Origin of the sequence: Azospirillum oryzae, assembly GCF_008364795.1 — a bacterium.
GTDB classification, from domain to species: domain Bacteria; phylum Pseudomonadota; class Alphaproteobacteria; order Azospirillales; family Azospirillaceae; genus Azospirillum; species Azospirillum oryzae.
On record NZ_VTTM01000006.1, the window covers coordinates 21,957 to 45,091 of the forward strand.

General features: G+C 65.1%; 19 protein-coding genes. 7 read left to right on the forward strand and 12 right to left on the reverse strand.

The genetic code is table 11. The annotated features are described in order from the left end of the window. The first annotated feature begins 23 nt into the window (after positions 1-23). Complete coding sequence (locus tag FZ938_RS17320; RefSeq protein ID WP_211101090.1) at positions 24-275, forward strand: hypothetical protein; 252 nt, start codon at positions 24-26, stop codon at positions 273-275. Positions 276-697: 422 nt separating this feature from the next. On the opposite strand, the gene FZ938_RS17325 is transcribed toward FZ938_RS17320, so the two are convergent. The 3 genes from FZ938_RS17325 to pyk form a co-directional block, all read right to left on the reverse strand. Further along, positions 698-1,471, reverse strand: a complete 774-nt coding sequence (locus tag FZ938_RS17325; RefSeq protein WP_149199726.1) for an SDR family NAD(P)-dependent oxidoreductase — start codon at positions 1,469-1,471, stop codon at positions 698-700. A gap of 97 nt (positions 1,472-1,568) precedes the next feature. Further along, positions 1,569-3,461, reverse strand: coding sequence for a TRAP transporter large permease (locus FZ938_RS17330; protein WP_149199727.1), 1,893 nt, complete (start codon positions 3,459-3,461; stop codon positions 1,569-1,571). A 206-nt stretch (positions 3,462-3,667) separates the two neighbouring features. Continuing rightward, positions 3,668-5,083 carry a pyruvate kinase gene (gene pyk, locus FZ938_RS17335; protein ID WP_149199728.1) on the reverse strand — a complete coding sequence of 472 codons (1,416 nt, stop codon included), beginning with the start codon at positions 5,081-5,083 and terminating at the stop codon, positions 3,668-3,670. A 61-nt stretch (positions 5,084-5,144) separates the two neighbouring features. Here pyk and FZ938_RS30625 point away from each other — a divergent pair, with 61 nt between their 5' ends. Further along, entirely contained in the window at positions 5,145-5,312 is a 168-nt protein-coding gene (locus FZ938_RS30625) for a hypothetical protein (RefSeq protein ID WP_174757125.1), read from the forward strand. Here FZ938_RS30625 and FZ938_RS17340 read toward each other — a convergent pair. The 3 genes from FZ938_RS17340 to FZ938_RS17350 all read right to left on the reverse strand — a co-directional run bounded on the left by FZ938_RS17340 (position 5,305) and on the right by FZ938_RS17350 (position 9,165). Beyond that, positions 5,305-6,324, reverse strand: a complete 1,020-nt coding sequence (locus FZ938_RS17340) for a TRAP transporter substrate-binding protein (protein ID WP_149199729.1) — start codon at positions 6,322-6,324, stop codon at positions 5,305-5,307. The two genes, FZ938_RS30625 and FZ938_RS17340, sit on opposite strands and share 8 nt — an antisense overlap. 178 nt (positions 6,325-6,502) lie before the next feature. Then, positions 6,503-7,885, reverse strand: a complete 1,383-nt coding sequence (locus FZ938_RS17345; protein ID WP_149199730.1) for a four-carbon acid sugar kinase family protein — start codon at positions 7,883-7,885, stop codon at positions 6,503-6,505. After that, entirely contained in the window at positions 7,882-9,165 is a 1,284-nt protein-coding gene (locus FZ938_RS17350; protein WP_246457361.1) for a ribulose-bisphosphate carboxylase large subunit family protein, read from the reverse strand. Before FZ938_RS17350 ends, FZ938_RS17345 begins: the two co-directional genes overlap by 4 nt. A gap of 342 nt (positions 9,166-9,507) precedes the next feature. Between FZ938_RS17350 and FZ938_RS17355 the strand changes: the two genes are divergently transcribed. Beyond that, positions 9,508-10,383, forward strand: a complete 876-nt coding sequence (locus tag FZ938_RS17355) for a LysR substrate-binding domain-containing protein (protein ID WP_149199731.1) — start codon at positions 9,508-9,510, stop codon at positions 10,381-10,383. Between the two features lie 229 nt (positions 10,384-10,612). On the opposite strand, the gene FZ938_RS17360 is transcribed toward FZ938_RS17355, so the two are convergent. The 4 genes from FZ938_RS17360 to FZ938_RS17375 all read right to left on the reverse strand — a co-directional run bounded on the left by FZ938_RS17360 (position 10,613) and on the right by FZ938_RS17375 (position 14,226). Continuing rightward, the gene (locus FZ938_RS17360) at positions 10,613-11,236 is read right to left on the reverse strand and encodes a TetR/AcrR family transcriptional regulator (protein ID WP_246457360.1); all 624 of its coding nucleotides are present in this window, start codon (positions 11,234-11,236) and stop codon (positions 10,613-10,615) included. A gap of 47 nt (positions 11,237-11,283) precedes the next feature. Beyond that, positions 11,284-11,862 carry a TetR/AcrR family transcriptional regulator gene (locus FZ938_RS17365; protein ID WP_149199733.1) on the reverse strand — a complete coding sequence of 193 codons (579 nt, stop codon included), beginning with the start codon at positions 11,860-11,862 and terminating at the stop codon, positions 11,284-11,286. 73 nt (positions 11,863-11,935) lie between these two features. Beyond that, positions 11,936-13,360, reverse strand: coding sequence for an MATE family efflux transporter (locus FZ938_RS17370; RefSeq protein ID WP_149199734.1), 1,425 nt, complete (start codon positions 13,358-13,360; stop codon positions 11,936-11,938). 50 nt (positions 13,361-13,410) lie between these two features. After that, the gene (locus FZ938_RS17375; protein WP_149199735.1) at positions 13,411-14,226 is read right to left on the reverse strand and encodes an oxidoreductase; all 816 of its coding nucleotides are present in this window, start codon (positions 14,224-14,226) and stop codon (positions 13,411-13,413) included. Positions 14,227-14,381: 155 nt separating this feature from the next. Between FZ938_RS17375 and FZ938_RS17380 the strand changes: the two genes are divergently transcribed. Together FZ938_RS17380 and FZ938_RS17385 are read left to right on the forward strand one after the other, a co-directional pair. Beyond that, positions 14,382-15,527: an efflux RND transporter periplasmic adaptor subunit gene (locus tag FZ938_RS17380; RefSeq protein ID WP_149199736.1), complete on the forward strand. Its 1,146-nt coding sequence runs from the start codon at positions 14,382-14,384 to the stop codon at positions 15,525-15,527. Continuing rightward, positions 15,527-18,619, forward strand: a complete 3,093-nt coding sequence (locus FZ938_RS17385; protein WP_149199737.1) for an efflux RND transporter permease subunit — start codon at positions 15,527-15,529, stop codon at positions 18,617-18,619. The genes FZ938_RS17380 and FZ938_RS17385 overlap by 1 nt, the downstream gene beginning before the upstream one ends. 111 nt (positions 18,620-18,730) lie before the next feature. On the opposite strand, the gene FZ938_RS17390 is transcribed toward FZ938_RS17385, so the two are convergent. Both FZ938_RS17390 and FZ938_RS17395 read right to left on the reverse strand, forming a co-directional pair. Continuing rightward, positions 18,731-19,549, reverse strand: a complete 819-nt coding sequence (locus FZ938_RS17390; RefSeq protein WP_149199738.1) for an IS6 family transposase — start codon at positions 19,547-19,549, stop codon at positions 18,731-18,733. Positions 19,550-19,670: 121 nt separating this feature from the next. Then, positions 19,671-20,897 carry a hypothetical protein gene (locus tag FZ938_RS17395; RefSeq protein ID WP_149199739.1) on the reverse strand — a complete coding sequence of 409 codons (1,227 nt, stop codon included), beginning with the start codon at positions 20,895-20,897 and terminating at the stop codon, positions 19,671-19,673. A 779-nt stretch (positions 20,898-21,676) separates the two neighbouring features. Here FZ938_RS17395 and FZ938_RS17400 point away from each other — a divergent pair. Both FZ938_RS17400 and FZ938_RS17405 read left to right on the forward strand, forming a co-directional pair. After that, the gene (locus tag FZ938_RS17400; protein WP_149199740.1) at positions 21,677-22,477 is read left to right on the forward strand and encodes a helix-turn-helix domain-containing protein; all 801 of its coding nucleotides are present in this window, start codon (positions 21,677-21,679) and stop codon (positions 22,475-22,477) included. Between the two features lie 11 nt (positions 22,478-22,488). Beyond that, a complete protein-coding gene (locus FZ938_RS17405) occupies positions 22,489-23,115 on the forward strand; it encodes a hypothetical protein (protein WP_174757123.1) in 627 nt (208 codons plus the stop codon). The last annotated feature ends 20 nt before the right edge of the window (positions 23,116-23,135 follow it).

A 23,135-nucleotide genomic window follows, 5' to 3' on the forward strand; every position in this document is an offset into this window, starting at 1 on the left:
TCCGGGAAACCCGGCGCGGTTCAGTGCTTGGGCAAGGGCCGTATTTCAGCGGCACCGCCTTCGGCATGGTGGATGCCGTGTTCGCTCCCCTCTTCCGCTATTTCGACATCATTGATCAAACGGTCTCGAAGCTGATGTTCGAGGATCTCACCCGCGTCTCGGCGTTGCGGGCGGCGTTGGCGGCGCGGGAGAGCGTCAAGGCCGCGGTGTCGGAAGACTACGCCGAGCGGTTCAGACACCACCTCCGTCAGCAGTCGGCGATCCTTGCGGGCTGAGGACTTCTTCCCAGTTCTGAGTCTCCTGGAGCCGTCTTTCGGGCGGACTCCGAGGCAATGGTGCCGCCGTCGGCTTGAACAGGCAGTTTGATCGAGTCCGCTGCTGTCGTCGCCGGCTCGGCTTTGAGACGACGCGGTCAAACGCTCGCCAGCTAAGCCTATAGCCAGAAATGCGACGGTGAAGCTGGGGTGAACTACAGAAACCCGATCGAGATCCAGGGGACCAGGATCATCAGAAGAAATTCCATGTAAAGAGGTGCCGTCATGCGGGCTGGCCTCCGTCGCCAGCCCGCGTCTTGAACCAGAACTCGACTTCGGTGGGGATCGCCCTTCGACTCCAACCGAGTGGAATGTTCTCTGGCTGACGCCTATCGCGTTGCCCCTCCGTTCTTTCCTCTCTCTTCTTGGGTATAGAAGATATATCAAATGCCTCTGGCGCCTGAGGCCAGGAAGCCGCCATCGACCGGCAGGGTGATGCCGGTCACGTAACCAGCGTCCTCGGACACCAAGTACATCACTGCCGCCGCAATCTCCCCGGTCGTTCCATAGCGGTTCATGGGAATTGCATTCTCGTACTCGCGGCGGAACTGGGCAGTGTGCAGTTCTCGCGTCATCGGCGTGTCAACCGGTCCGGGAGCGACGGCGTTTGCGGTTACCCCATGTTCGGCCAATTCAACCGCCATTTGCCGGGTCAGCGCGATCACCGCGCCCTTCGATGTGCCATAGGCCGTGCGTCCGCTGCCGACCGCACGCATGCCGGCCACTGAGGCGATGTTGACGATTCGCCCCCATTTGCGTCGTGCCATCAACCGTGCCGCCTGCTGGCAGCACAGGAAGGCGCCGGTGACGTTGACCGCCATCGTCGCGGCGAAATTATCCAACGGGAAATCGAGGAACGGAAAGACCTTGGCGATGCCGGCCGAGTTGACGAGCACATCACAGCGGCCATGGCGCCGATCGATATCGGCAAAGGCGTCAGCCACGGAATCGGGATCGCTGACATCGATTTTCTGTGCCTCGGCCGTACCTCCCATCGCGCGCAATTCGGCGGTGGTTGCGTGAGCTGCGGCCTCATCGCGATCCGCGACGATGACCATCATTCCGGCTGCGGACAGCCGCTGGCAGACCTCGGCGCCGATGCCCATCGCGCCACCGGTGACGACCGCAACACGCTGCTCTGAAGTGGACTGCTGCATGTTCTCGCTTCCTATCAAGTAAAAGTGTCGGATGCCGCCGACGGTCAGGCCATTGACCGGTCAGACCGTCGGCGCGCTGCCGCGTAGCGCGTGTGAATTACAGAAACCCGATCGAGATCCAGGGGGCCAGGATCACCACCAGCAGGCCGAGCAACAGGGCCAGGATGTAGCCGACGATCGGGCGGATGCCGGTATCGGGATGAATCCGGCTGATCGCGCAGGCAGCATAGTAGCCGACGCCAAAGGGCGGGGCGAACAGGCCTACGCCCATCGCGAGCACCACCACCATGGCGTAGTGCACCTCGTGCACCCCGACCGCGCGGGCGATGGGGAACAGCAGCGGCCCGAAAAGCACGATTGCCGGGATGCCTTCCAGCACCGAGCCGAGCACGATGAAGGCCACTGCGGAGACGAGAAGGAAGCCGATGGTTCCGCCCGGCAGGCTCTTCATCACCACCGCGAGGCTCTCCGAGAAGCCGGATTGCGTCAGCGCCCAGGCCATGCCGGTCGCTGCCCCGATGATCAGCAGGATCGCTCCGGACAGCGCCGCGGTCGTGACGAGCATCGGGAAAAGCCGCCGCCAGTCGAACTGCCTGTAAATGAGCAGGCCCGCCAGTGCGGCATAGACGATGCCGATGGTCGAGACCTCGGTGGCGGTCGCAATCCCCTCGACCACGGCGAAACGGACGACGAAGGGGAGCGCGATGGCGGGAATGGCGATCATGAAGGTCTTGCCGATTTCACCTGCCGATGCGCGACGCACGTGGGAGAGGTCCTCGCCACGATAACGCCACCAGACCAGCCCGCAGAGCGCCACCGCCAGCACGAGGCCGGGAAGCAATCCACCGGTGAACAGGGCGGTGATCGAAACACCCGTCACCGATCCGACGGTGATCAGCACGATCGAGGGCGGAATGGTCTCGGTCTGCGCGCCGGTGGCGGCGAGCAGCGCCACGAGGTCACCCTCTTTCGCCCCCCGGGCCTTCATCTCGGGAAACAGCACGGGGGCCACCGCCGCCATGTCGGCCGCCTTCGAACCTGAAATGCCGGAGACGAGATACATCGCCCCGACCAGCACATAGTGCAGTCCGCCGCGCACATGGCCCAGCAGCGTGGCGAGGAAGCCCACCATCGCCTTGGCCATTCCCGTCATTTCGATGAGGAGGCCGAGGAAGACGAAGAGCGGCACCGCGAGCAGGATCAGGTGGCTCATCCCCTCGTCCATGCGGCCGGCCACCACCATCGACGGCGCTTGGGTGGTGAGTGTCACGTAGGCGAAGGTGGACAGGCCGAAGGCGAAGGCGATCGGCACGCCGGAGAGCACCAATGCGCCGACGCCCAGAACGAAGAACAGCAGCAGATTGAGGTTTCCCAGCCCGGCCAGCACCGGATGCAGGGCTACCAGTCCGCCTGCGATCGCCAAACCCAGAATCAGCGCGCCCACTGTCAAGCGCCAGTCGGCCGTCTCGAGCAGACGGATCACGGCGATCAGCAGCATCAGGCCCAAGCCGATCGGCAAAGCGAAGGCGCGCCACGCATTGCTGATTTCCAGCGCGGGTGTCTGAACGAAAACTTCCTCGGCGGCGAACTCGTAGGCCGGATGCAGCATGAGGGCGACAAAGATCAGGCCGGCGACCAGTGCCACCGTTTCAAGGAAGGCACGCGTTCGCGGCCCGGTCATGGAAACGATGGCAGTCATGCGCATGTGCTCGGAGCGACGGAAGGCGACCACCGCGCCGAGCATGGCGAGCCAGAGAAATAGGAACGAGGCCAGTTCGTCCGACCAGACGAGCGGCTGATGGAGGACATAGCGGCTGATCACGCCGGTGAACAGCACCACGATCTCAGCGACCACAAGGAGAGCGGCTGGAATCTCGACAAGATACCCGATCGCAACATCGATCCGCCTCAGCCAGGATCTGTCGCTCAACGGCGGCCCTTGGAATTCGGTGCCGGGCGCAGTCTCTGCGGCCGCGCTATCGATATGCATAGTAGCTCCTCCCTTGCTTGACCTTATCAGAGCGACTGACAGTCGATCCTGACCGATTGTATTGAGGTGCGGACTTGAGAATTGAACGCCTGCCTGCGCGTCTCATCAATTGGGGTTAGTCGCTCTTCTCTTGCGTGAATCACAAAAATTGGGCGCTAAATTCATTGGGTAAAGCAATTAATTTCTTGTTGGCGACACTCTTTATTTTATTGGATCTGAATTACTCTTATGTTGTTGGTATTTCCGGCCATCTGGAAGGGGATGCCGGCAGTGGTGACGATGAGGTCGCTGCTTCTGGCGAACTCCTCCTGTACGGCACAGTCCGCAGCCTTGGTCGTCATCTCCTCGTAGGAGTCGACGTCATCCGTGTGGACACTGTGAGCACCCCACATCAGGCACAGCCGCCGTGCTGTCGCCAGATGCGGGGTCAGGGCCAGGATCGGCACTGCGGGCCGTTTGCGGGCGACGCGCGCGGTCGTGGTACCGCTCGTCGTATAGGTCACGATGGCACTGGCCTGCACCGCTTCGGCGAGCGTCGCGGTTGCCGAGGCGACCGCATGCGGCGGCGTCTCCTCCTCGCCGGGATCGGAGGTGGCGATGATCGAGCGGTAGAGCTTGTGTCCTTCCACGCTGCGGATGATGCGGTCCATCATCGTCACCGCTTCGACCGGATATTGCCCGGTTGCCGATTCCGCTGAGAGCATCACGGCATCGGCCCCGTCATAGATTGCGGTCGCCACATCCGACGCCTCCGCCCGGGTCGGGGCGGGTGCCGCAACCATCGAATCAAGCATCTGGGTCGCCACCACGACGGGCTTGGCCGCGAGCCGGCAGGCGCGGATCAACTCCTTCTGGCGCCCCGGCACATCCTCGTGCGGGATCTCGACGCCGAGATCGCCGCGGGCGACCATGACGGCGTCGGACAACCGGATGATATCCCCGATCCGCTCCAGCGCCTGCGGCTTCTCGATCTTCGACAGGATGCCGGCGCGGTTGCCGATCAGCGCGCGTGCCTCCACGACGTCCGAGGGCTTCTGCACGAAGGAGAGCGCAACCCAGTCCACCCCAAGCTCCAGCCCAAAGGCGAGGTCCGCGCGATCCTTGGGCGTCAAGGGCGAGAGATCGAGCAGAGTGCCGGGCAGGTTCACGCCCTTGCGGTTGGAGACCGGGCCGCCGGTGATCACCTCGGCGGTGAGTGTATCGGCGTCGAGCCCGACGACCCGTACCCGTATCCGGCCGTCGTCGATCAGCAAATCCTGGCCCGGAGCGGCCGCCGCGAAGATCTCCGGGTGGCATAGCGGGATCGCCTGCTTGTCGCCCTCGCTGCCGTCGAGGACGAAGCGAACCGTCTCACCCGCCGTGAGGTCGAGCCGGCCATCCTTGACGGTGCCGATCCGGATTTTGGGACCCTGGAGATCCTGCAGGATGCCGATTGGACGGCCGACCTCCTGCTCCAGTGCGCGGATCGCCGCATGGACCCTGGCGTGGTCCTCCTGCAGGCCGTGACTGAAGTTCAGCCGGAAGGTATCGACGCCCGCAAGGAAAAGGGCCCGCAGCTTGTCAGGCGCGGCACTCGCGGGACCTACGGTGGCGACGATCTTGGCGCGGCGGTGGCGGCGCATGGTTCTGTCGGCCTCTCAGCCGCCTCTGGTTCGGTTGCGGGCTGGCAAGCGGGATCGTGCGTTGGCGACCGCCCAGCCGCGGACGACGCTGTCGTCAGAAATTTCCAAGGATGAACGCGATGCTGCGGAGCAGGTCGGCATGCCGACAGGCATCCTCCCGCAGCCAGCCGACAGCGCCGGTCGAGGAGATGTCACGGGCGCCGTCGGCTTCGCAGCGGACCTCAGCTGAGCTCGCCGGTCGCCTCCTCGAGGATGCTCCAGGCCTCTGCCCCGAACTTCTCCTTCCAGTCCCGATAGAAGCCGGCTTTCGTCAGCGTCTCGCGGAATGGCGCGGGTTCGACGTTGTTGAAGGTCATTCCCGCGGCGGCGAGGTCGGCTTTCAGGTTTTCGTTCTGCTGTGCCACCTCCTGGCGCTCGGCCATGGCGGCACCGTTCACCACGCGCGCGAACGTCTCCTGCAGTTCAGGCGACAGGCGGGACCAGGCGCGGCGGTTCATCAGGAACCACCAGCCATCCCACATGTGGTTCGTCAGCGAGCAGTATTTCTGCACCTCGTACAGCTTCGCCGCGGAGATGATCGCCGGCGGGTTCTCCTGGCCGTCCACGATCCGGGTTTGCAGGGCGGAATACACCTCCGCGAAATTGATGCCGGCCGGCGTGGCACCCAGCGATTTGAACAGCGAGGTCCAGAGCGCGCTGACCGGGACGCGAATCTTCATGCCTTTGAGATCGTCGGGAGTGACGACCGGCTTCGTGCTCGTCGTCACCTGCCGGAAGCCGTTGTCCCAGATCTTTTCCATGGCAACGAGGCCGGCCTTCGAGATTTGGCCGCGCAGATGCTCACCGAGACGGCCGTCGAGGGCCTTCCACAGGGTCGGGTAGTCCTTGAAGGCGAAGCCCACACCCGAGATCGCCGTGGAGGGGATCAACGTCGAAAGCACGTTGACGCCGGAGAGGGTGAAGCACTCGAGCGCGCCGGAGCGCAGCTGCGAGAACATGTCGGCATCGCCGCCGAGCTGGTTGTTGGGGAAAAGCTTCAGCTCGACCCGGCCGCCCGTGGCTTCCAGAAGTGCCGCCGCGGCCTTTCGGGCGTGCACGTTGAGCGGATGCGTCTCGGGAACATTGGTTCCGAGCTTGAAGCTGAACTCGGCCGCGCGGGCATAACGCAGGGGCAGAGCCGCACCGATCGCCACCGTCGCGCCCAAGGTCGCGAAGCGCCGCCGTGAAAGGATCAGGGTCATGGTTTCCTCCGTCGGATCGTGTTCTTTTTGCTGGATTGCGACGCCACTCAGGCCATGGGCGGAGCGGCGCGCTCGAATATCAGAAGGCGCAAGCGGTCATGAGCCCGATGCCGCGCGCGCCGCCCGTGCCCCGGTGCGACATTCGCGGCCAATCTTCGGTGCATCACAGTTTCCCTCCTCATGATGAACGTCCGCCTTGCTTGACGGCCTGGAGGAAGTCGGGACGTCCGACCTGACCGCCCTTCAGAGCGATTTCCAGCCCGTCGACCGGGCACTCCTCGCCATAGGTGCGGCAGAGCGGCGAACCGGGATCGAGCGGACCGATCGCGGTCAGCGCGTCGATGCCAAGCTGTGCGGCGGCCCGCCCCGACGTATCACCGCCGGAGATCACCGCGCGGGTCAAGCCGCCGCCGATGATCGCGGCGCGCAGAACCTGTCCGAGCCCCGCTCCAAGCCGCTCGTTCACCAGTTCGACCGAAAGCCCGGCCGCCTGGGTCGCAGTCAGGAAATCCGAAACTGCCGGGTCGTCGGGGCCGGTGGCGCTGTAGACGAGCGGGTCGCGCCCCTCGCCGAGCGCCGCCAATGCCGCCTCGCCGACGCGGCCGATCTCGCGCTCCCACGCGGCCGGATCGACCACGCGCCGGGCGTCGATCCGGATACCGGCGAAGCCATTGTCGAGCGCGTGGGCGATCTGTGCAGCCGTCACCGGCGACACCGAGCCGGACACACAGGCGATCCGCCCGACGGGCTTGGGATGGGGAAGGTTCGGCTCCGTCGGGAGCAGACCGGCCGCCTGCCAGTAGGCCACAAGCGCGGCTTCGAAGCCTTGCGAGCCGATCCCAAAGGCGGGCGCTCCGGCCCGCTCCCAGATCAGGCGCCCGGCCTCGGTCAATGTCTCGCGGTCGAGCACATCGAGGGAGATGATCTCGGCGGCATTGTCCAAGGCACGGATGAGCTGGGCTTCGGCATGCCCACGCTTCATCGCCACGAAATCAACAAGACCGATGCGTTTTTCAGTCTGGCGGGCAAGGTGGCGACCGAGGTCCGCCTCGTCCATCGGCGTGACCGGATGGCGCGCCATCGTCGGATGCCGGTCCAGGCGATAGCCGATGCCGTCGGCAAGAGCGAACAGATGGCCGAAACTCTGGTAGCGGCCCATTCCCGGGTCGCCGACCACCATCGGCATCCAGGCGGGCTCGAAGACGGCCGCGCCGATGTCGGCAGCCCGCCCGATCGAACCGACATGGGGGGCAGAATCGAAGGTCGAGCAGACCTTGTAGTGCGCCACCGGCGTGTCGAGCCCGGCCAGCAGCCGGAAGATGTCCGGCAGATGTGCGTCCATCCAGGCTGGCGACTGTGCCCGCGCGGTCCCGGCGATGCCGATTGCCCGCATCGACGCGAAGTCCGCAAGCCGTTTCCGGGAGGGCGGTTGCAGGAAGAGGACGGTGGGCAGGCCGGCGAAGGCCAGCACCTCCATTGAGGCGGAGGAGCCGGTGAAGTCGTCGCCGTAGAAGGCGATGAGCGGCCCGTCGGGCAGCGCGCGCGGAGCAGAGGGGCTCATGCGGCGGCTCCCAGAGCCTGTTCGAGTTCCCTGTGCTCGCGGGCGTGCTGGCTGAGCGGGATGCCGGCGACCGCCGCCTCCCAGGCCTGGCGCAGGGCCGCGACACCCGCGGCAGGCCCGCCCGGATGGGCCACGATGCCGCCGCCCGCCGTGACGATAAGGTCGGTCGAGCCGAGCGCCCCGTAGGTGCCGGGCGCCTGCCGCACTCCCTGCCCCGAGGAGAAGACCGGCATGGCGAGGCAGGCCTTGTCCGGGAAGAGTGGTGTCAGACAGGTGCGCGCCGAGGCGATCACGCTGTCGTCGTCTTCGGAGAACTTGTTGGCGAGCCCGTTGACATGCATGTGGTCGGCACCCGCGAGGCGCCAGATCTTCTGCCACGCGACATAGGACCAGCCGAGCAGCGGATGGCGTGAAAGATAGCCCCAGCCATTGCGGTGCGCGTGGATCGGCAGAGTGCTGAAGCGGCCGAGCTCGATCATGCCGGTGAGACCGACTGAGTTCACGCTCGCCATCAGGCAGGTCGCGCCCTCCGCCACCAAGAGGTCGTGGCGGCGGCGCATCTGGTCGAGATCGCCCGTGAGGTTGAAGGCGACCATCACCTTGCGGCCGGAGCGGTCAGCATGGGCGTTGACGACCCGCATCACGGCGCGAACGCGCGCGTCGAAGGGGCAATGCGGCCCGTCCGCCTGCAATTCGTCGTCCTTGATGAAGTCGATGCCGCCTGCGCAGAGGCTGGCGACGAGATCCGCGGTCTGCTGCGGGTCGAAACCGACACTCGGTTTGATGATCGTCCCGATGATAGGGCCATCCTTGACCCCGGCGAGGCGACGGGTGCCCTCGATGCCGAAGCGCGGACCCGGATAGGCCTGTGCGAAGGCCGCCGGCAGACGAATGTCGAGGATGCGCAGGCCCGTGATGGACTTCAGCTCGAACAGGTTGCCGGCGACGGTGGCGAGCAGGTTTGGAAGGGAGGCACCGAAATTCTCGATTGGCCAGGACAGCGTCGCCCGTGCCCGACGGATCTCGACGCCGGAGGTCACCGCGGTGGTCGGCAGCGTCGGGGTTTCGATCCGCTCTTCCAGGATTTCCAAGCGTTCGACACGGGCTGCGGAGCGCGCCTTCAACTCGGGCGTCTCTCCGGGAACGGGCACGAAGGTCCCGCTCGACTGCTCCCCTGCCATGATCTCGACGGCGCGGCGCGGATCACCGATCGTTTCGACAAGATAGTCAGCCTCAATGCGCAGTGGGGGCGCAGGCACAGATGGAGCGGTGACAGGCACGATGTCCTCCCTTGGATCATGAGGCCGAACGCGCTTTATTGCATTGATGCGGCCGCATCCGTTCTCAAAGTTCGTTGGAAAATTTCGCTATCATCATCAAGATATTTCTCACGAACTCAAAGGTTATACTGATAATTTCATCGATTACAGAATGGATGACAATCGCTTATTGCAAATGAAATCATGGGATTTATCTCTTCTATATTTTATACAATCTTGGCGATTGACTTGCGATCTGCCTTGTTGGTTGGAAACATAATGCAGGGTACAAACATTGCACAGGCGAGATCGGCGCGCTCTGATGTGATAAAAACTCACACGAATGTCTCAAGGGAGGCTGCGATGCCCATAACCCACCTGCCATTGAATGCGCTGCGGGCTTTCGAGGCGGCAGCACGCCTCGGCAGCATGAACGCCGCGGCGACGGAACTCGGTGTGACGCATGGCGCTGTGAGCCGCCATGTAAAGGCATTGGAAGAAAGGTTTGGCCTACCATTGTTCGAGCGGCATCCAAGGGCCATCGTGCCGACCCGCGAGGGTGCCCAGCTTGCGTCGGAGCTCGCCGAAGCGTTCGACCGGATGCAGATCGCAGTCTCGCGCGTTCAGCCGGGTCCGCTGACGCTTTCATGTTCATCGACGGTGATGATGCGCTGGCTGATCCCACGGCTTGAGAAATTCAAACGTGCAAACCAGACGATCGAGCTTCGTCTCAACGTCAACTATGACAATGTCGACTTCATTCGCGAGGAGATCAGCCTCGCAATCCGTACAAGCATATATCGGGCACCGGCAGGCGCTGTCGCCGAGACTCTGATCCATGAGGAGATCGGCCCGGTCTGCCATCCCGACTATGCAGACCGGCTTGGACTTTCAAAGCCGGAAGACCTTTTGCGTGCGCGGATCCTTGGCAGTGCGACACGCCCGCAGGCTTGGACCGACTGGGCCGCTGCCTTAGGCCGCCCAGAGCTTCAGATGACCCCGAATGAAGTATACGCGCATTTTTATCTCGTCATACAAGCGGCCGCTTGCGGACTGGGCCTGGCACTGGCCCCAAGGCTGTTGGTCGATGACGAAATCCGATCGGGTCACCTTGTCGCGCCTCTCGGTTTCGTTGCCGGTCCCTATGAACTCCAGTTGTGGATCGCCGATCATTTGCGGGGACGCGTTGACGTGAGGACGACCGCCAACTGGATCAGGGCCGAGATGCGCGCAATGTGAGGGCAGCGCGATAGGTGTCAGCTAAACAACGTCGCCATTATCAACCAAAGACAGCTACGGCGGAGCGGATGCTGATCCCGCTATAGGCTGGCGAGGTTGACCATCATGCTCATGGTGATGGCGCCTCCTTTTCGCGACCTCCGATCCGACCGGATCAGAGTGTCCGCCAAACCACCCATTGACGGACATACGGGAAAATCCTATCCGCTTCTTCTCTTTATTTTGAAAATCAAAGATAAGTTTGCCCCTGACAGCCTCGCAGGAAGCGGGCGACCGCCTGCTGGGCAACGGTAGCAACATCTTCCCGCGAAACCGATTCGTATACACCCCATAGGCATCCCTCATGCAGTCCGGCTTCACAGAGAGCCCTGAAATGAGCGGCAGCGCCGGGGAATGCCAGAAAGTTCCAGCCGGGTACGTCGCTCCGCTCGGCCAAACGCTGCAATATGGCTGCGATCTGACTTTCCGCGCGCCGAATTCCGCGCTCGTAGAAGATGCGGCCAATCCCCGGAAAACGACCGGTTTCAGCCATCACGAGGCGGGTCACGGCAAGCGCTGAAGGGGACAGTATCAAGTCCAGATAGGCGCGCGCCGTGTCCTCCAGGACAGCCTCGGTTCCCTTTTCCTCCACCTGCACAGCGGCAAGGGCGGCCCAGGTCAAAGTCCCGACTTCCTCGACATAGGCTGCGAACAGCGCTGCTTTGGAAGGGAAATAACGATAGAGCGTGCTTTTGGAGCCGCCCACCTCGGCGGCGATACCATCCATCGAGGCCTCGGCATAGCCCTGTCGAAGAAAGGTCCGGCCGGCAATCGTCAGGATTGTGGTCCGCCGGACGGATGTACCTGCTGGCATGGTCAAACACCCTCCGATCGACCGGTTCCCATTGTGGTCACGTCCATTCAAGCAGCTGCAATATTTCGAACTTGTGCAGCGGCCGTATCCAGAAAGGCCTGAGCAAGGCCGGGATCGTTGACGACACGCGAGAGTGTCAGCGCACCGACCATCAATGAAAGAATCGCCATCGCCTTGCTTTTGAACTCTTCGCCCTGCGTTTCCGAAATCAGGCGTTCGAGGACGTCGAGATGCGTCCTGATCCCGGCTTCGAACGATGCTTTCACCGCGACGCCGTGTCTGGCGGCATCGGAACCGAGCGCGACGATCGGGCAACCGTCGGTCTTTTCCTCGCGGTGCCCGGCGCTGAGATAGAAGCCGATCACCGGGCCAAGCGGATCCTCCGGATTTGCGGCGGCTGCCGCCGTCCATCGGCAGTAGGCGCTTTCCAGCGCCCGCGTTGATGCCTGAGCCGCCAAATCCTCCTTCGACGCGAACTGCTTGTAGAAGGCGCCCTGGGTTAGGCCTGCCGCCTCCATCAAATCCTTGAGACCGATGCCGTCGAAACCGTGCTCCCGAAAAAGACGGCTCGCCACGTTGATCACAGTCTGCCGGTTCTCCTCAGCCTGAACGCGACTCACGCGCATGATATGCCCCTTTTTAGATTTCGATCAACCTCTATAGGAGATATGGATGACCGACACAATTCTCCACCTCGACCTACTCCGCAGGACGTCTCCGAGGTAGCGGATGGGAAGCGTGATGCCGACCCCAGGCACCACCCATCATCGCGGCGGCCGTCAGAAGTCCGTAAGAAACCGCCGCCAGGGCCGTGATCTGGAACAGGGTCGACAGCCCGGCATCGAACCAGATGACCGCCGCCCAGCCGATGAAGGCGGCGATGATCATGCGGACCGTGCCGGCCAGGACGGGGAACAGGACATGCTTGGCGCCCTGGCTGGCGAAATAGAGCGCCAGCCCCAGCCCGACCGCGCCGTAAACCGGCGCCACGGTCCGCAGATAGAGGGTGCCCATCGCCATCACCTCGGGCTCGTCGCTGAACAGGCCGATCCAGGCGTGCGGGAAGATCGCGGCGGCAAGGCCGATGGCCTCGGTCATGCCGAAGGCGATGGCGGCGCCGGTCCAGGCTATGCTGCGCGCCCGCGCCACCTGCCCTGCGCCGATGTTGTGGCCGACCATGGTGACCAAGGCGGTGCCGAGCCCGAAGATCAGCGGAATCTGGATGTAATCGAGCCGCGAGGCGATGCCGTACCCGGCGATGGCATCGGCGCCGAACCGGCCGACCGCAGCTGTGACGAAGGTAACGGTGAGATTGACCTGGACGGTGCCGATCGCCGACAGGAAACCGACCCCAAGGATGTCCTTGAACAGGCCGGCGCGCAGGGGAACAATCCTCAGCGTCAGGAGGCTCTTCGAAGAGCGCAGATACAGCATCAGCGCAAGCGCCGCGACCAGATAGTAGACGACCACCGCGGCCCCGCCGCCGGCAACGCCGAGACGGGGAAAGGGGCCCCAGCCGAAGATCAGGGCCGGCGACAGGAGGATGAGGAGCACGGTGCCGGCCGAGATCACGAGCGCCGGCACCCTCACATTCCCGGCGCCGCGCAGGGCCGACGACAGCAGGGCGGTGACCCAGACCGGGATGGAGCCGGCGAACACGACCCCGGAATAGGTGAGCGCCGCCGTCAGCGCCGGTCCGGTTCCCCCCATCGCCCGATAGAGGAGCGGTCCGGCGAGGAGAGCCGCCACCGTGAAGAGGATGCCGAATGCGCCGGCCAGGACGACCGCGTGCCAGACCAGCGCTTCGGCCTCCTCGCGGCGTTTCGCACCCAAGGCCCGCGCGATGGCCGAGGAGACGCCGCCGCCGATACCACCATTCGCCATCATCTGCATGAGCATGAGCACGGGAAAGACCAGGGCGACGCCGGCGAGCGCATCGGTCCCGAGAAAGCCGACGAACCAAGTCTCGGCCACCCCGACCAGCGTCTGGACGACCAGCACCAGAGTCGTCGGCACCGCGAGGCGGAGCATCGTCGGCGCCACCGGCCCGTCCAGAACGCCGGGCGGCACTTTGTAGGCTGGCGCCGGCGTCGCAGGACCCTCCCGACGGGACAGGGCGGTCATGGGATCTCCTTCCTTGCAGCGGATGTAACGGGTTTGCTCCCGAAACGGGCTCAGACCGGCAGCCGCAGCATCTTGCGCAGGCTCTTGTCGAAGGCGGCGGCCGGGACGAATCGGCGCAGGAGGCTGACCTGCCGGGCGAGTTTCCCCGCCGGGTAGCGCAGCTTCGGTTCGGACTCCGTCGCGGCCTTGACGATGGTTTCGGCCACGGCCTCGGGCGTGTCACCCTTCCTGATCGCGTCCTCGACGGCCACGGTCACGCCGGCAAGCGCGGACGCATAGGCGCCGAGCGAGCGGTCCGGCTTGATGAGGTTCCCGTCGAACGAGGTCCGGGTATAGGCGGGCTCGACCAGCGTGACGCGGATGCCGAGCGTGCGCAGTTCATGGTCAAGCGATTGGGAGTAGCCCTCCACCGCATGTTTCGTCGCGGCGTAGAGCGCGAAATAGGGGGCCGGAATGAAGCCGTGCGCCGAGCTGAGATTGATGATCCTGCCGCCTTTCTGGCGCCGCATGATCGGCAGCACGGCGTTGGTCATGCGGATGACGCCGAACATGTTCACGTCAAACAGCGCCCGTGCCTGGGCGAGCGAGGACTCCTCCGCTCCGCCGAAAAGCCCGACGCCGGCATTGTTGACCAGCAGATCGATGCGGCCGGCGTCGTCCAGCACCTCATCAACCAGGGCGGCCACGGAGGCGTCGTCGGTGACGTCGCAGGTCAGCATGGTGACGCCCTCGGGACCCTTGGCATCCGCGTGACGGCTGGTTCCGAACACATCGAACCCTGCGGCTTGCAGGGACTTGGCCGCCGCGTAGCCGATGCCGGATGACGCACCCGTCACCAAGGCGATGCCGCGATCGATCTTTGCCATCGAACTCTCTCTTTCTTCCTTGTGTTGGGATCGGCCCCGGAAGCACCGCCGATAGCGGTGCCGCCATGTGAGAGCGCCCTGTCATTTAGATTGCGTTCAAACTCTATAATAGATATAGATGTCGTACGCAATCTAAATTGATCGGGGCGGCGGGCATGAAAAAGAAACCCATTGTCGTGGCGGGTGGCGTTCTGACGGCGGCGCTGAGCGCCGCCGCGGTCGTGACGCTGTCCATGCACACACAAGAGGCGTCGGCGGTGAGCGACCCCCGGCAGGAAGCGCCGATCGTCCGGCTTGCCGCGGCGGTTCCGGTCGCCGGATCGGAGCGCGGCTTTACCGGAGTGGTCGGGGCGCGGGTGCAGAGCAATCTCGGCTTCCGCGTCCCCGGCAAGATCATCGAGCGGCTGGCGACGGTCGGGCAGCCGGTCAAGGCCGGCCAGCCGCTGATGCGCATCGACGAGACCGACCTGCGCCTCGCCCTCACGGCAAAGCACAACGCGGTCGCCGCGGCGCGTGCAACGGCCGTGCAGACCCAGGCGGACGAGCGGCGCTACGCCAGTCTGGTCAATGACGGCTGGGCCACCCGGCAGCGTCATGAACAGGCGAAGGCCGCGCTGGACACCGCCAAGGCGCAGCTCGCCAGTGCGGAAGCTGATGCGCGGGTCGCCGAGAACGAGGCGACCTACTCGGTCCTGGTGGCCGACAGCGACGGAACGGTGGTCGAAACGCTTGGCGAGCCGGGACAGGTCGTCGCCGCCGGCCAGACCGTCGTCCGGATTGCCCAGGCCGGCCCACGCGAGGCGGTGGTGGCATTGCCGGAAACCATCCGGCCGCAGATCGGCTCTTCGGCCGAAGCCAGCCTCTATGGTGCCGCCGGGCAGCGCTACGGCGCGCATCTGCGCCAGCTGTCGGACGCCGCCGATGCCCAGACCCGCACCTACGAGGCGCGCTACGTGCTCGACGGTGACGCCGCCTCGGCACCGCTCGGCGCGACTGTCACCATCAGGCTGACCGGATGGACGGCGGGCCGGGCCGTGGATCGGGCAGTGGATCGGACGGGTCAGGCGGACATGCAGGTGCCGCTGGGAGCCGTACTGGACGACGGCCGGAAAACCGGTGTCTGGACCCTGGACCGCGCCAGTTCGACGGTGCGCTTCCAGCCGGTCCGGCTGGTCCGGGTGAGCGGCGACACCGCTGTGATCTCCGGGCTTGGCCTCGGCGACCCGGTGGTATCGCTCGGCGCCCATCTTCTCCAGGACGGGGTCCGCGTCAGGACCGCCGCCGAGAGCGGGGGCCAGTGATGAGCCTCAATCTTTCCGCCATCGCCGTCCGTGAACGGGCCGTCACCCTGTTCTTCATCCTCCTGCTGGCGGCGGGAGGCGCCTTCGCCTTCGTCATGCTCGGCCGGGCGGAGGATCCCTCCTTCACCATCAAGACCCTGACGGTCACCAGCGTGTGGCCGGGCGCCACCGCGCGCGAGATGCAGGATCTCGTCGCCGAACCGCTGGAGAAGCGCCTTCAGGAACTGAGCTGGTACGACCGGGTGGAGACGACGACGCGGCCCGGCTACGCCTATATGACCCTGACGCTGAAGGACAGCACGCCGCCGGCCAAGGTGCAGGAGGAGTTCTATCAAGCCCGGAAGAAGATGGGCGACGAGACGCGCAACCTGCCGCCCGGCGTGCTTGGCCCCTTCGTCAATGACGAGTATTCCGACGTCAGCTTCGCCCTATATGCGCTGAATGCCAAGGGCCTGCCGATGCGCGAGCTGGCACGGCAGGCGGAGACGATCCGCCAGGACCTGCTGCATGTGCCCGGCGTCAAGAAGGTCAACATCCTGGACGAACGTCCGGAACGGATCTTTGTTGAGTTCTCCTATACCAAGCTGGCGACCCTCGGCGTGTCGGCCCAGGACATCATCGCCGCCTTGCAGCGGCAGAACACCGTCACGCCGTCCGGCTCGATCGACACCCAGGGGCCGCAGGTCTTCATCCGGATCGACGGTGCCTATGACGGGGTGCAGGCGATCGCCGACACGCCAATCGTCGCCGCCGGGCGGACGCTGAAGCTGTCGGACATCGCGGAGGTCCGCCGCGGCTACGAGGATCCGCCGACCTACATCATCCGCCACCAGGGCGAATCCACCGTCATGCTGGCGACCGTCATGCAGGAGGGCTGGGACGGCCTCGCGCTCGGCAAGGCGCTGGAGGAGCGGGCGGCCGGCATCGCGCGGTCGCTGCCGCTCGGGATGACGCTCGACAAGGTGACCGATCAGGCGGTCAACATCACCTCGGCGGTCGACGAATTCATGATCAAATTCGCCATGGCGCTGGGCGTGGTGCTGCTGGTCAGCCTGCTCAGCCTCGGCTGGCGCGTTGGCATCGTCGTGGCGGCGGCCGTGCCGCTGACGCTCGCCGTCGTCTTCCTGATCATGCTGGAAACCGGCCGCTTCTTCGACCGCATCACGCTCGGCGCGCTGATCCTGTCGCTCGGCCTGCTGGTGGACGACGCCATCATCGCCATCGAGGTGATGGTGGTGAAGATGGAAGAGGGCGTCGACCGCATCAGGGCAGCGGCCTATGCCTGGAGCCACACGGCGGCGCCGATGCTGTCTGGCACGCTGGTGACCATCGCCGGCTTCCTGCCGGTGGGGTTCGCGCGCTCGACCGCCGGCGAATATGCCGGCAACATCTTCTGGGTCGTGGGGTTCTCCCTCATCGTCTCCTGGATCGTGGCGGTGATCTTCACCCCCTATCTGGGCGTCAAGATGCTGCCGGCGATCAAACCGGTCCCCGGAGGTCACGAGGCGATCTACGGCACTCCAAACTACCAGCGCCTGCGGCGGGTCATCAGCTTCGCCGTGCGCCATAAGATCGTGACCTGCGGGGTCGTCGGCCTCGCCTTCGCCGCCGCCATCGTCGGCATGGGCGGCGTGAAGCAGCAATTCTTCCCGACCTCCGACCGTCCCGAGGTGCTGGTGGAGGTCCGCCTGCCGGAAGGCACCAGCATCGAGACGACGACGGCCTCGGTCCAGAAGATCGAACGCTGGCTGGCCGAGCAGCCGGAGGCGAAGATCGTCACCAGCTATATCGGCCAGGGCGCTCCCCGCTTCTTCATCGCCCTGTCGCCCGAACTGCCCGATCCCGCCTTCGCCAAGATCGTCGTGCTGACGCCGGACGCCGAGGCGCGCGAAACCTTGAAGCACCGGCTGCGGCAGAGTGTGGCGCAGGGATTGGTACCCGAGGCCTATGTCCGCGTCACCCAGCTGGTGTTCGGCCCATACACGCCGTTCCCGGTCGAATTCCGGGTGATGGGCCCCGATCCGGCAAAGCTCTACGACATTTCGGAAAAGGCCCTCGCCATCATGCGGAGCGTGCCGGATGTCCGGCAGGCCAACCGGGATTGGGGCAACCGCACGCCGGTGCTCCGCTTCACGCCCGACCAGGATCGCCTGAACCTCATCGGCCTCTCACCGGCGGAGGTCGGGCAGCAGCTCCAATTCCTTCTGACCGGGATTGCCGTCACCCAGGTGCGCGAGAACATCCGCAACGTCCCGATCGTGGCGCGCAGCGCCGGCGGCGAACGCCTGGACCCGGCGCGTCTGGCCGATTTCTCGCTGACGAGCCGGACCGGCCAGCAGATCCCGCTCGACCAGATCGGCCATGCCGATATCCGCCTGGAGGAGCCGATGATGAAGCGCCGGGACCGGACATCCGTCATCACGATCCGTTCGGACTACAACGAGGCGACCCAGCCGCCGGAGGTCTCCAAGCAGATCATGACGGCCCTTCAGCCGCTGATTGCTTCGCTTCCGGCCGGCTATCGCATCGAAGCGGGCGGGTCGATCGAGGAGGCCAACAAGGCCAACACGGCGCTCGGCAAGGTCTTCCCGGTCATGATCGCCGCCATGCTGGTCTTCATCATGCTGCAGGTTCGGTCCTTCTCGATGATGGCCATGGTCCTGCTGACCGCACCGCTCGGCGTCGTCGGCGTCGTGCCGATGCTGCTCGCCTTCAACCAGCCCTTCGGCTTCAACGCCATCCTCGGGCTGATCGGTCTGGCCGGCATCCTGATGCGCAACACGCTGATCCTGACCGAACAGATCAAGGAGAACCAAGCGGCCGGCCTCGACGACTATCACGCCGTCATCGAAGCCACGGTGCAGCGGACGCGGCCGGTGATCCTGACCGCCCTTGCCGCGGTGCTGGCCTTCATCCCCCTCACGCATTCCGTCTTCTGGGGGTCTATGGCCTACACGCTGATCGGCGGCACGGCGGTTGGCACCGTACTGATCCTGCTGTTCCTCCCCGCTCTTTATGCGGCATGGTTCCGCATCAAGCCGGCGACCGTCAGCGACACGTCAAGCTCCCATGCCCGTCTGGGAGTAATCTGACGGGCTTGCGAGGTGGTCGCTCGACAAGAGGGGCCACCTCATGGTTTCGTCAGGTCTCGCGCTAACGTTGGAGCGTGAGCGCGGGGAGCCCACCCGCAGGGGCGGAATGTTTTACGCGACGGCGATCATATCGCGCAGAGCCGCGACTCTCTGGACATGGATCGCCCGTCGGCGCGCCGCTGGGACGTGCTGCTTGCGCCGGGTCGCCGGGCGCAAGAAGTTGCGCACCTCGTCGTGAGTCCGGCAGAAGCGGGAGGCGCTGACCGGGGACTTGAAGCTGCGCATCGGGCGCGTGCGGCCTTTGACCCCGCGGTGATCTTGCTCCAAATGGTTGTTTTTGTACTTAGATGTTCGATGCTCGACGGCGTCTCCGAACACCTCGTCGATGGCGGGCGGGTAACCGGCGTGTTTGTCGGTGGTGATGGTCTCGGGGATGATGCCAGTCACCGCCACGGCCGAGTGGAAGAACGCCTCTGCGGCGGCTTGGTCGCGGGTGGCGCTGAGGAAGACATCGACCAGATTACCGTCGCTGTCGATGGCGCGGTACAGGTACTGCCACTGGCCAGCGACCTTGAGGTAGGTCTCGTCCACATACCAACTCCGGCCGATCTTGCCACGCCGGCGCTGGCGCAGAGCCTCGGTGAGCAATGGCGCCAGCTTGGCTTCCCAGTCGCGGATCGCCTCGTGCGAGAAGACCAACCCGCGCAACAGCAGGATTTCGGCCAGATCACGCAAGCTCAGCTTGAGCCGCAGCCGCCACAGCACGACGAGAAAGACCACGTCGGAAGGCAGCTGCAGCCGGTTCAGCGCCGAGCTGGTGCGCTCATTGAAACCGCGCCCACAGTCCCGGCAGCGGAAGCGCCGATACCCGTGTGCCGTCCGGTCCGAACGCTCGCTCGTCCTCGCGGACTGGCAGTGCGGGCAACGCATCCGTCTCCTCCTCCTCGCTGGGAGAGGAGATCTGGGAAATGGCCAAGCTCTCGGCAACTTGGCGCGAGCCCTGACATAACCGTTTTATCTGCTTCTGTTAGGAGGCGGAGCCTCAAACTTGTTATCTAAACAATGGCAGTTTGTTGTCGGGCTCAGCCGTCGCCTGGGAGGCAACGGCGGTATGCATCTGCTGGCGGCGGCGGCGAATGGCGGCGGCGCCATCGTCAGTGACCGGCAAAAGCCGGTCCGGCAGCGGTTTGTCTTCCAGCATGCGCGCCATCAACTCCGCGTCCGCCTGCGCCTTGCGCCGGGCTTCTGCGATGTGCGCCAGGAAGGTGTCCGAGAGCATCATCCGGTAGTTGACGTCGACGTAGCGCAGGCCGTCCTTGATGACCTCCTCCTCGACGCCGGACAGAGCGCCCACCTCGATCAGGCCGCCGATCACCGTCGAGCGGATCCAGCGGTACATGTTGGCGGTCCGCGACCACGGCGTCGCCCCGCTGTCTCGGATGATTTCGTTGGCCGTCATCGTGATCGTCGTCGGCGTCACCTCACCGTGACGCTGCGCGGCGAAGGCGATGCGCTTATAGAGCCAGCGGGCGATGGGGCTGAGCGCCATCAGCCAGTCGTAGCGGATCGACTGACTCTCGACGCGGCGGATGGCCTGCTCCACCCAGGGCGAAAACTGCACGTAGGTGTCAGCGTCTCCGGTGCTGGTGGCGTTGGCCGCACCGCGGCGGCGCTTGCGCATGCCGAGCGCGGTGAAAATGTTCGACTCCACCCCGTCCTCGCCATCGATGGGCGATTCGATCCTGAGCGAGGTCCGGCGCAGAATGTAGAGGGCCGTCTTGACCTCCTCGATCGACAGGGTGTGTTTCACAGCCGCGAGTTCCTTCATGACCTCGTAGAGGGTGAAGGTCATGGCCGGCCGTTGATTTTCCGCGGTGTGAAGACGAGCCCGCTTCGAGGCCAGGCTGCGGATCACCTCCTCGACGATCTGCTCGCGCTCGCCCGGATAGCACTCGTACTCCTCGATCGTCGTCGAACCGTCGGGCTGCTTGCGGGATTTGGTCATGCGGGCCGGCGTCACCACCGAGACGAAGGGCTGTCCGTCGAAGAAGAACTCGCGGCGCACCAAGGGAAGCCGCGTCATCGTTCCCGCGCCCTTCGATTTGCTCTCGGGCGACGAAAAGACGTACTTCGGCGCGCAGTCGTATAGGCCGACGAGGTTGGTCGCCTTCGCCGACGGCGCCAGGAAGCCCGCCTGCTCGAACAGGACATACTGCGCGGCCGATTCCCCTGCCCGTCGCCGCGCCACCGACTTGCCGTCGCCCCGATCCGTGCTCATGCCACACCTTGCTTCAGCCGTCACTGACGGTAAGCGCCCGAGCGCCGCATGGCAATCGACCCCAGGGTCCGTCGCCATCTTGGCTGGAGGAATCCCGTGCATCTCTGTAGGTCTGAAGTGCCGGTATGGAGGTTTGCGGTGCAGGAAAGGCGGAGAATCCGACCTTGAGGCTCTGTGAGGTGCCGGGAGCCATACGACTCGCACCGGTGCGCACAGAATCGCCCGCCCGGATGGTCACGCCGTCCGTCTGCGGGCTGCGCCGGGTCAGAAAACCTGCACCGCAAACCTCCACACCGGGGTGGATGGAGGCCGTTGTGCCAGGACCTGCACCGCAAACCTCTAAGTCATCCCCCGCCGGTGTGCCTCCTCTGCATCGCAAACCTTCAAGGTTCCCCCGAGTCGGGGCGCCGGACCGCGCCTTCTGCACCGGAAACCTCCAGGCCGACGCGGCCGTTGCCGAAATAACGCAAACAAGTCAACGGATTCGTGCGCCGTCAGGTGCAGACCGGTGTTCCGGCCGGCATCATCATGAAGGTTTGCGGTGCAGGTCGGCCGATTCGCGCGAAGCACCCGAGTCGCGGTCCAGACCCAGTCCATCTGCACCACAAACCTTTTGATCTGCACAGGAAACCTCCATACCTGCATCGTCCGCCTACATACCCGCACCAGTGGCCTCCATAGAGGTTTCCGGTGCGGCTTGGAGTCCCGAAGTGCCTCGGTGAATCCTGCCCGCAAGACCCCCGGCCCATGCCGGCCCCATGCCTGTGCAGGAGCGCCCAATGACCAGCACATCGACCGACACCACCAGCCGCTGGGGCAAGATCCCCGCCTGGTGGCTCGACCACCCCGACCTCGACGCCGATGGCTTCGCCGTCCTGGCAGCGCTCGCCACCTTCGCCGACGAACAGGGCGTCTGCTGGCCGTCGCAGTCGACGCTGGCCTCGAAACTCAAGCGATCACGCCCGACGATCAACCGTATCCTACAGCGCCTGGATAACATCGGTTTGGTCGCCATTGAGCACCGCCGCGGCCGCGACGGCTCCCGGCTGTCCTGCCTGTACCGGCTGCGAGTCGAGCGGGACGGGGATGGGACCAAGGAGGGTGCGGTCCGCCCTGTTCCGGCCGAGGACAGGGATGACTCGGTGGTGAACGTCCCCTGTCCGCCAGCGAGTCAGGAACACCTCCATTCCGAACAGATTCCAGAATCGCTCGCTCCGGGCGGGCGCGGGCTGGCGCAGGACGTGCCGGCGGATTGGATGCCGACCACCGACGACCTCGCTTGGGCCCGCAGCCGCTTCGGCGCGGTCGACCTCGGCCAGCACGTCGAGGGCTTCGTCCTGCGCTGCCAGGCGCACGGCTACCGGTACCGCAACGTCTCCGCCGCCTGGCGCTCCTGGCTGGTCCAGGACATGGCGGCCGGTAAGGCTCCAGCGGTGAAGACCACAGCGACCGCCGGAACGACGGTGCCGACGTTCGGCCGTGCCCGGGAGAGCGCCGCCGAACAGCGCGTCAACGCCTGGATGACGGTCGCCTCGCGCCTCAAGGATACCGAAAAGTCCACTACCCGTTCCTGGACCTGAGGAGACCCGCCATGTCCGCCGCCGTGATGCCGTTGCCGGAGCGCTCTCTGCTGCCATTCGACCCCGCGATGCCGCCCTCAGACCGATGCCGTTTGCTCGTTGTCGCCTTTCCGGAAGCGCTGCGCGATGTACTGTCCGCCGGGTACCTGGAGCACCGCCCGCGCTTCGGCGAGAACGGATTCGAAGGGCTCGCGGAGATCTGGTCGCCGCCGGCGACCGTCACGCCCCGGCAGGCCGCCATGGCGCAGCGCGTGCTGGCCGATCTGGAAGATTCAGTCCTGGCGCCGGCGGAGCCCGACCGGCTGCTCGGCCGCGTCCTGGCGCTTCTGTCGCATTACCCAGCGAAGGGATTGACGGCAGACGTGGAACAGTTGGTCGCGATGGACTGGGTCGAGGATCTCGGCGAGTTCCCTGCCTGGGCCATCGACGAGGCGGCGCGTACCTGGCGCCGGTCAAAGAAGTTTAGGCCCAGCATCGCGGAAATGCGGGCGTTGTGCGAGGCGGCGTGCGCCAAGGAGCGCGTGCTTGTCGACCGGCTTCGGATGATCATCCGGACGGCGAATGTTGCGGCAACATCGGGCGCTCCGCAGGGTGCCGTTCAGGCTATGGGCAGGACCACTCTTCGACGGATGCCTTGATTTTGCTGGAGTTCCAGAGA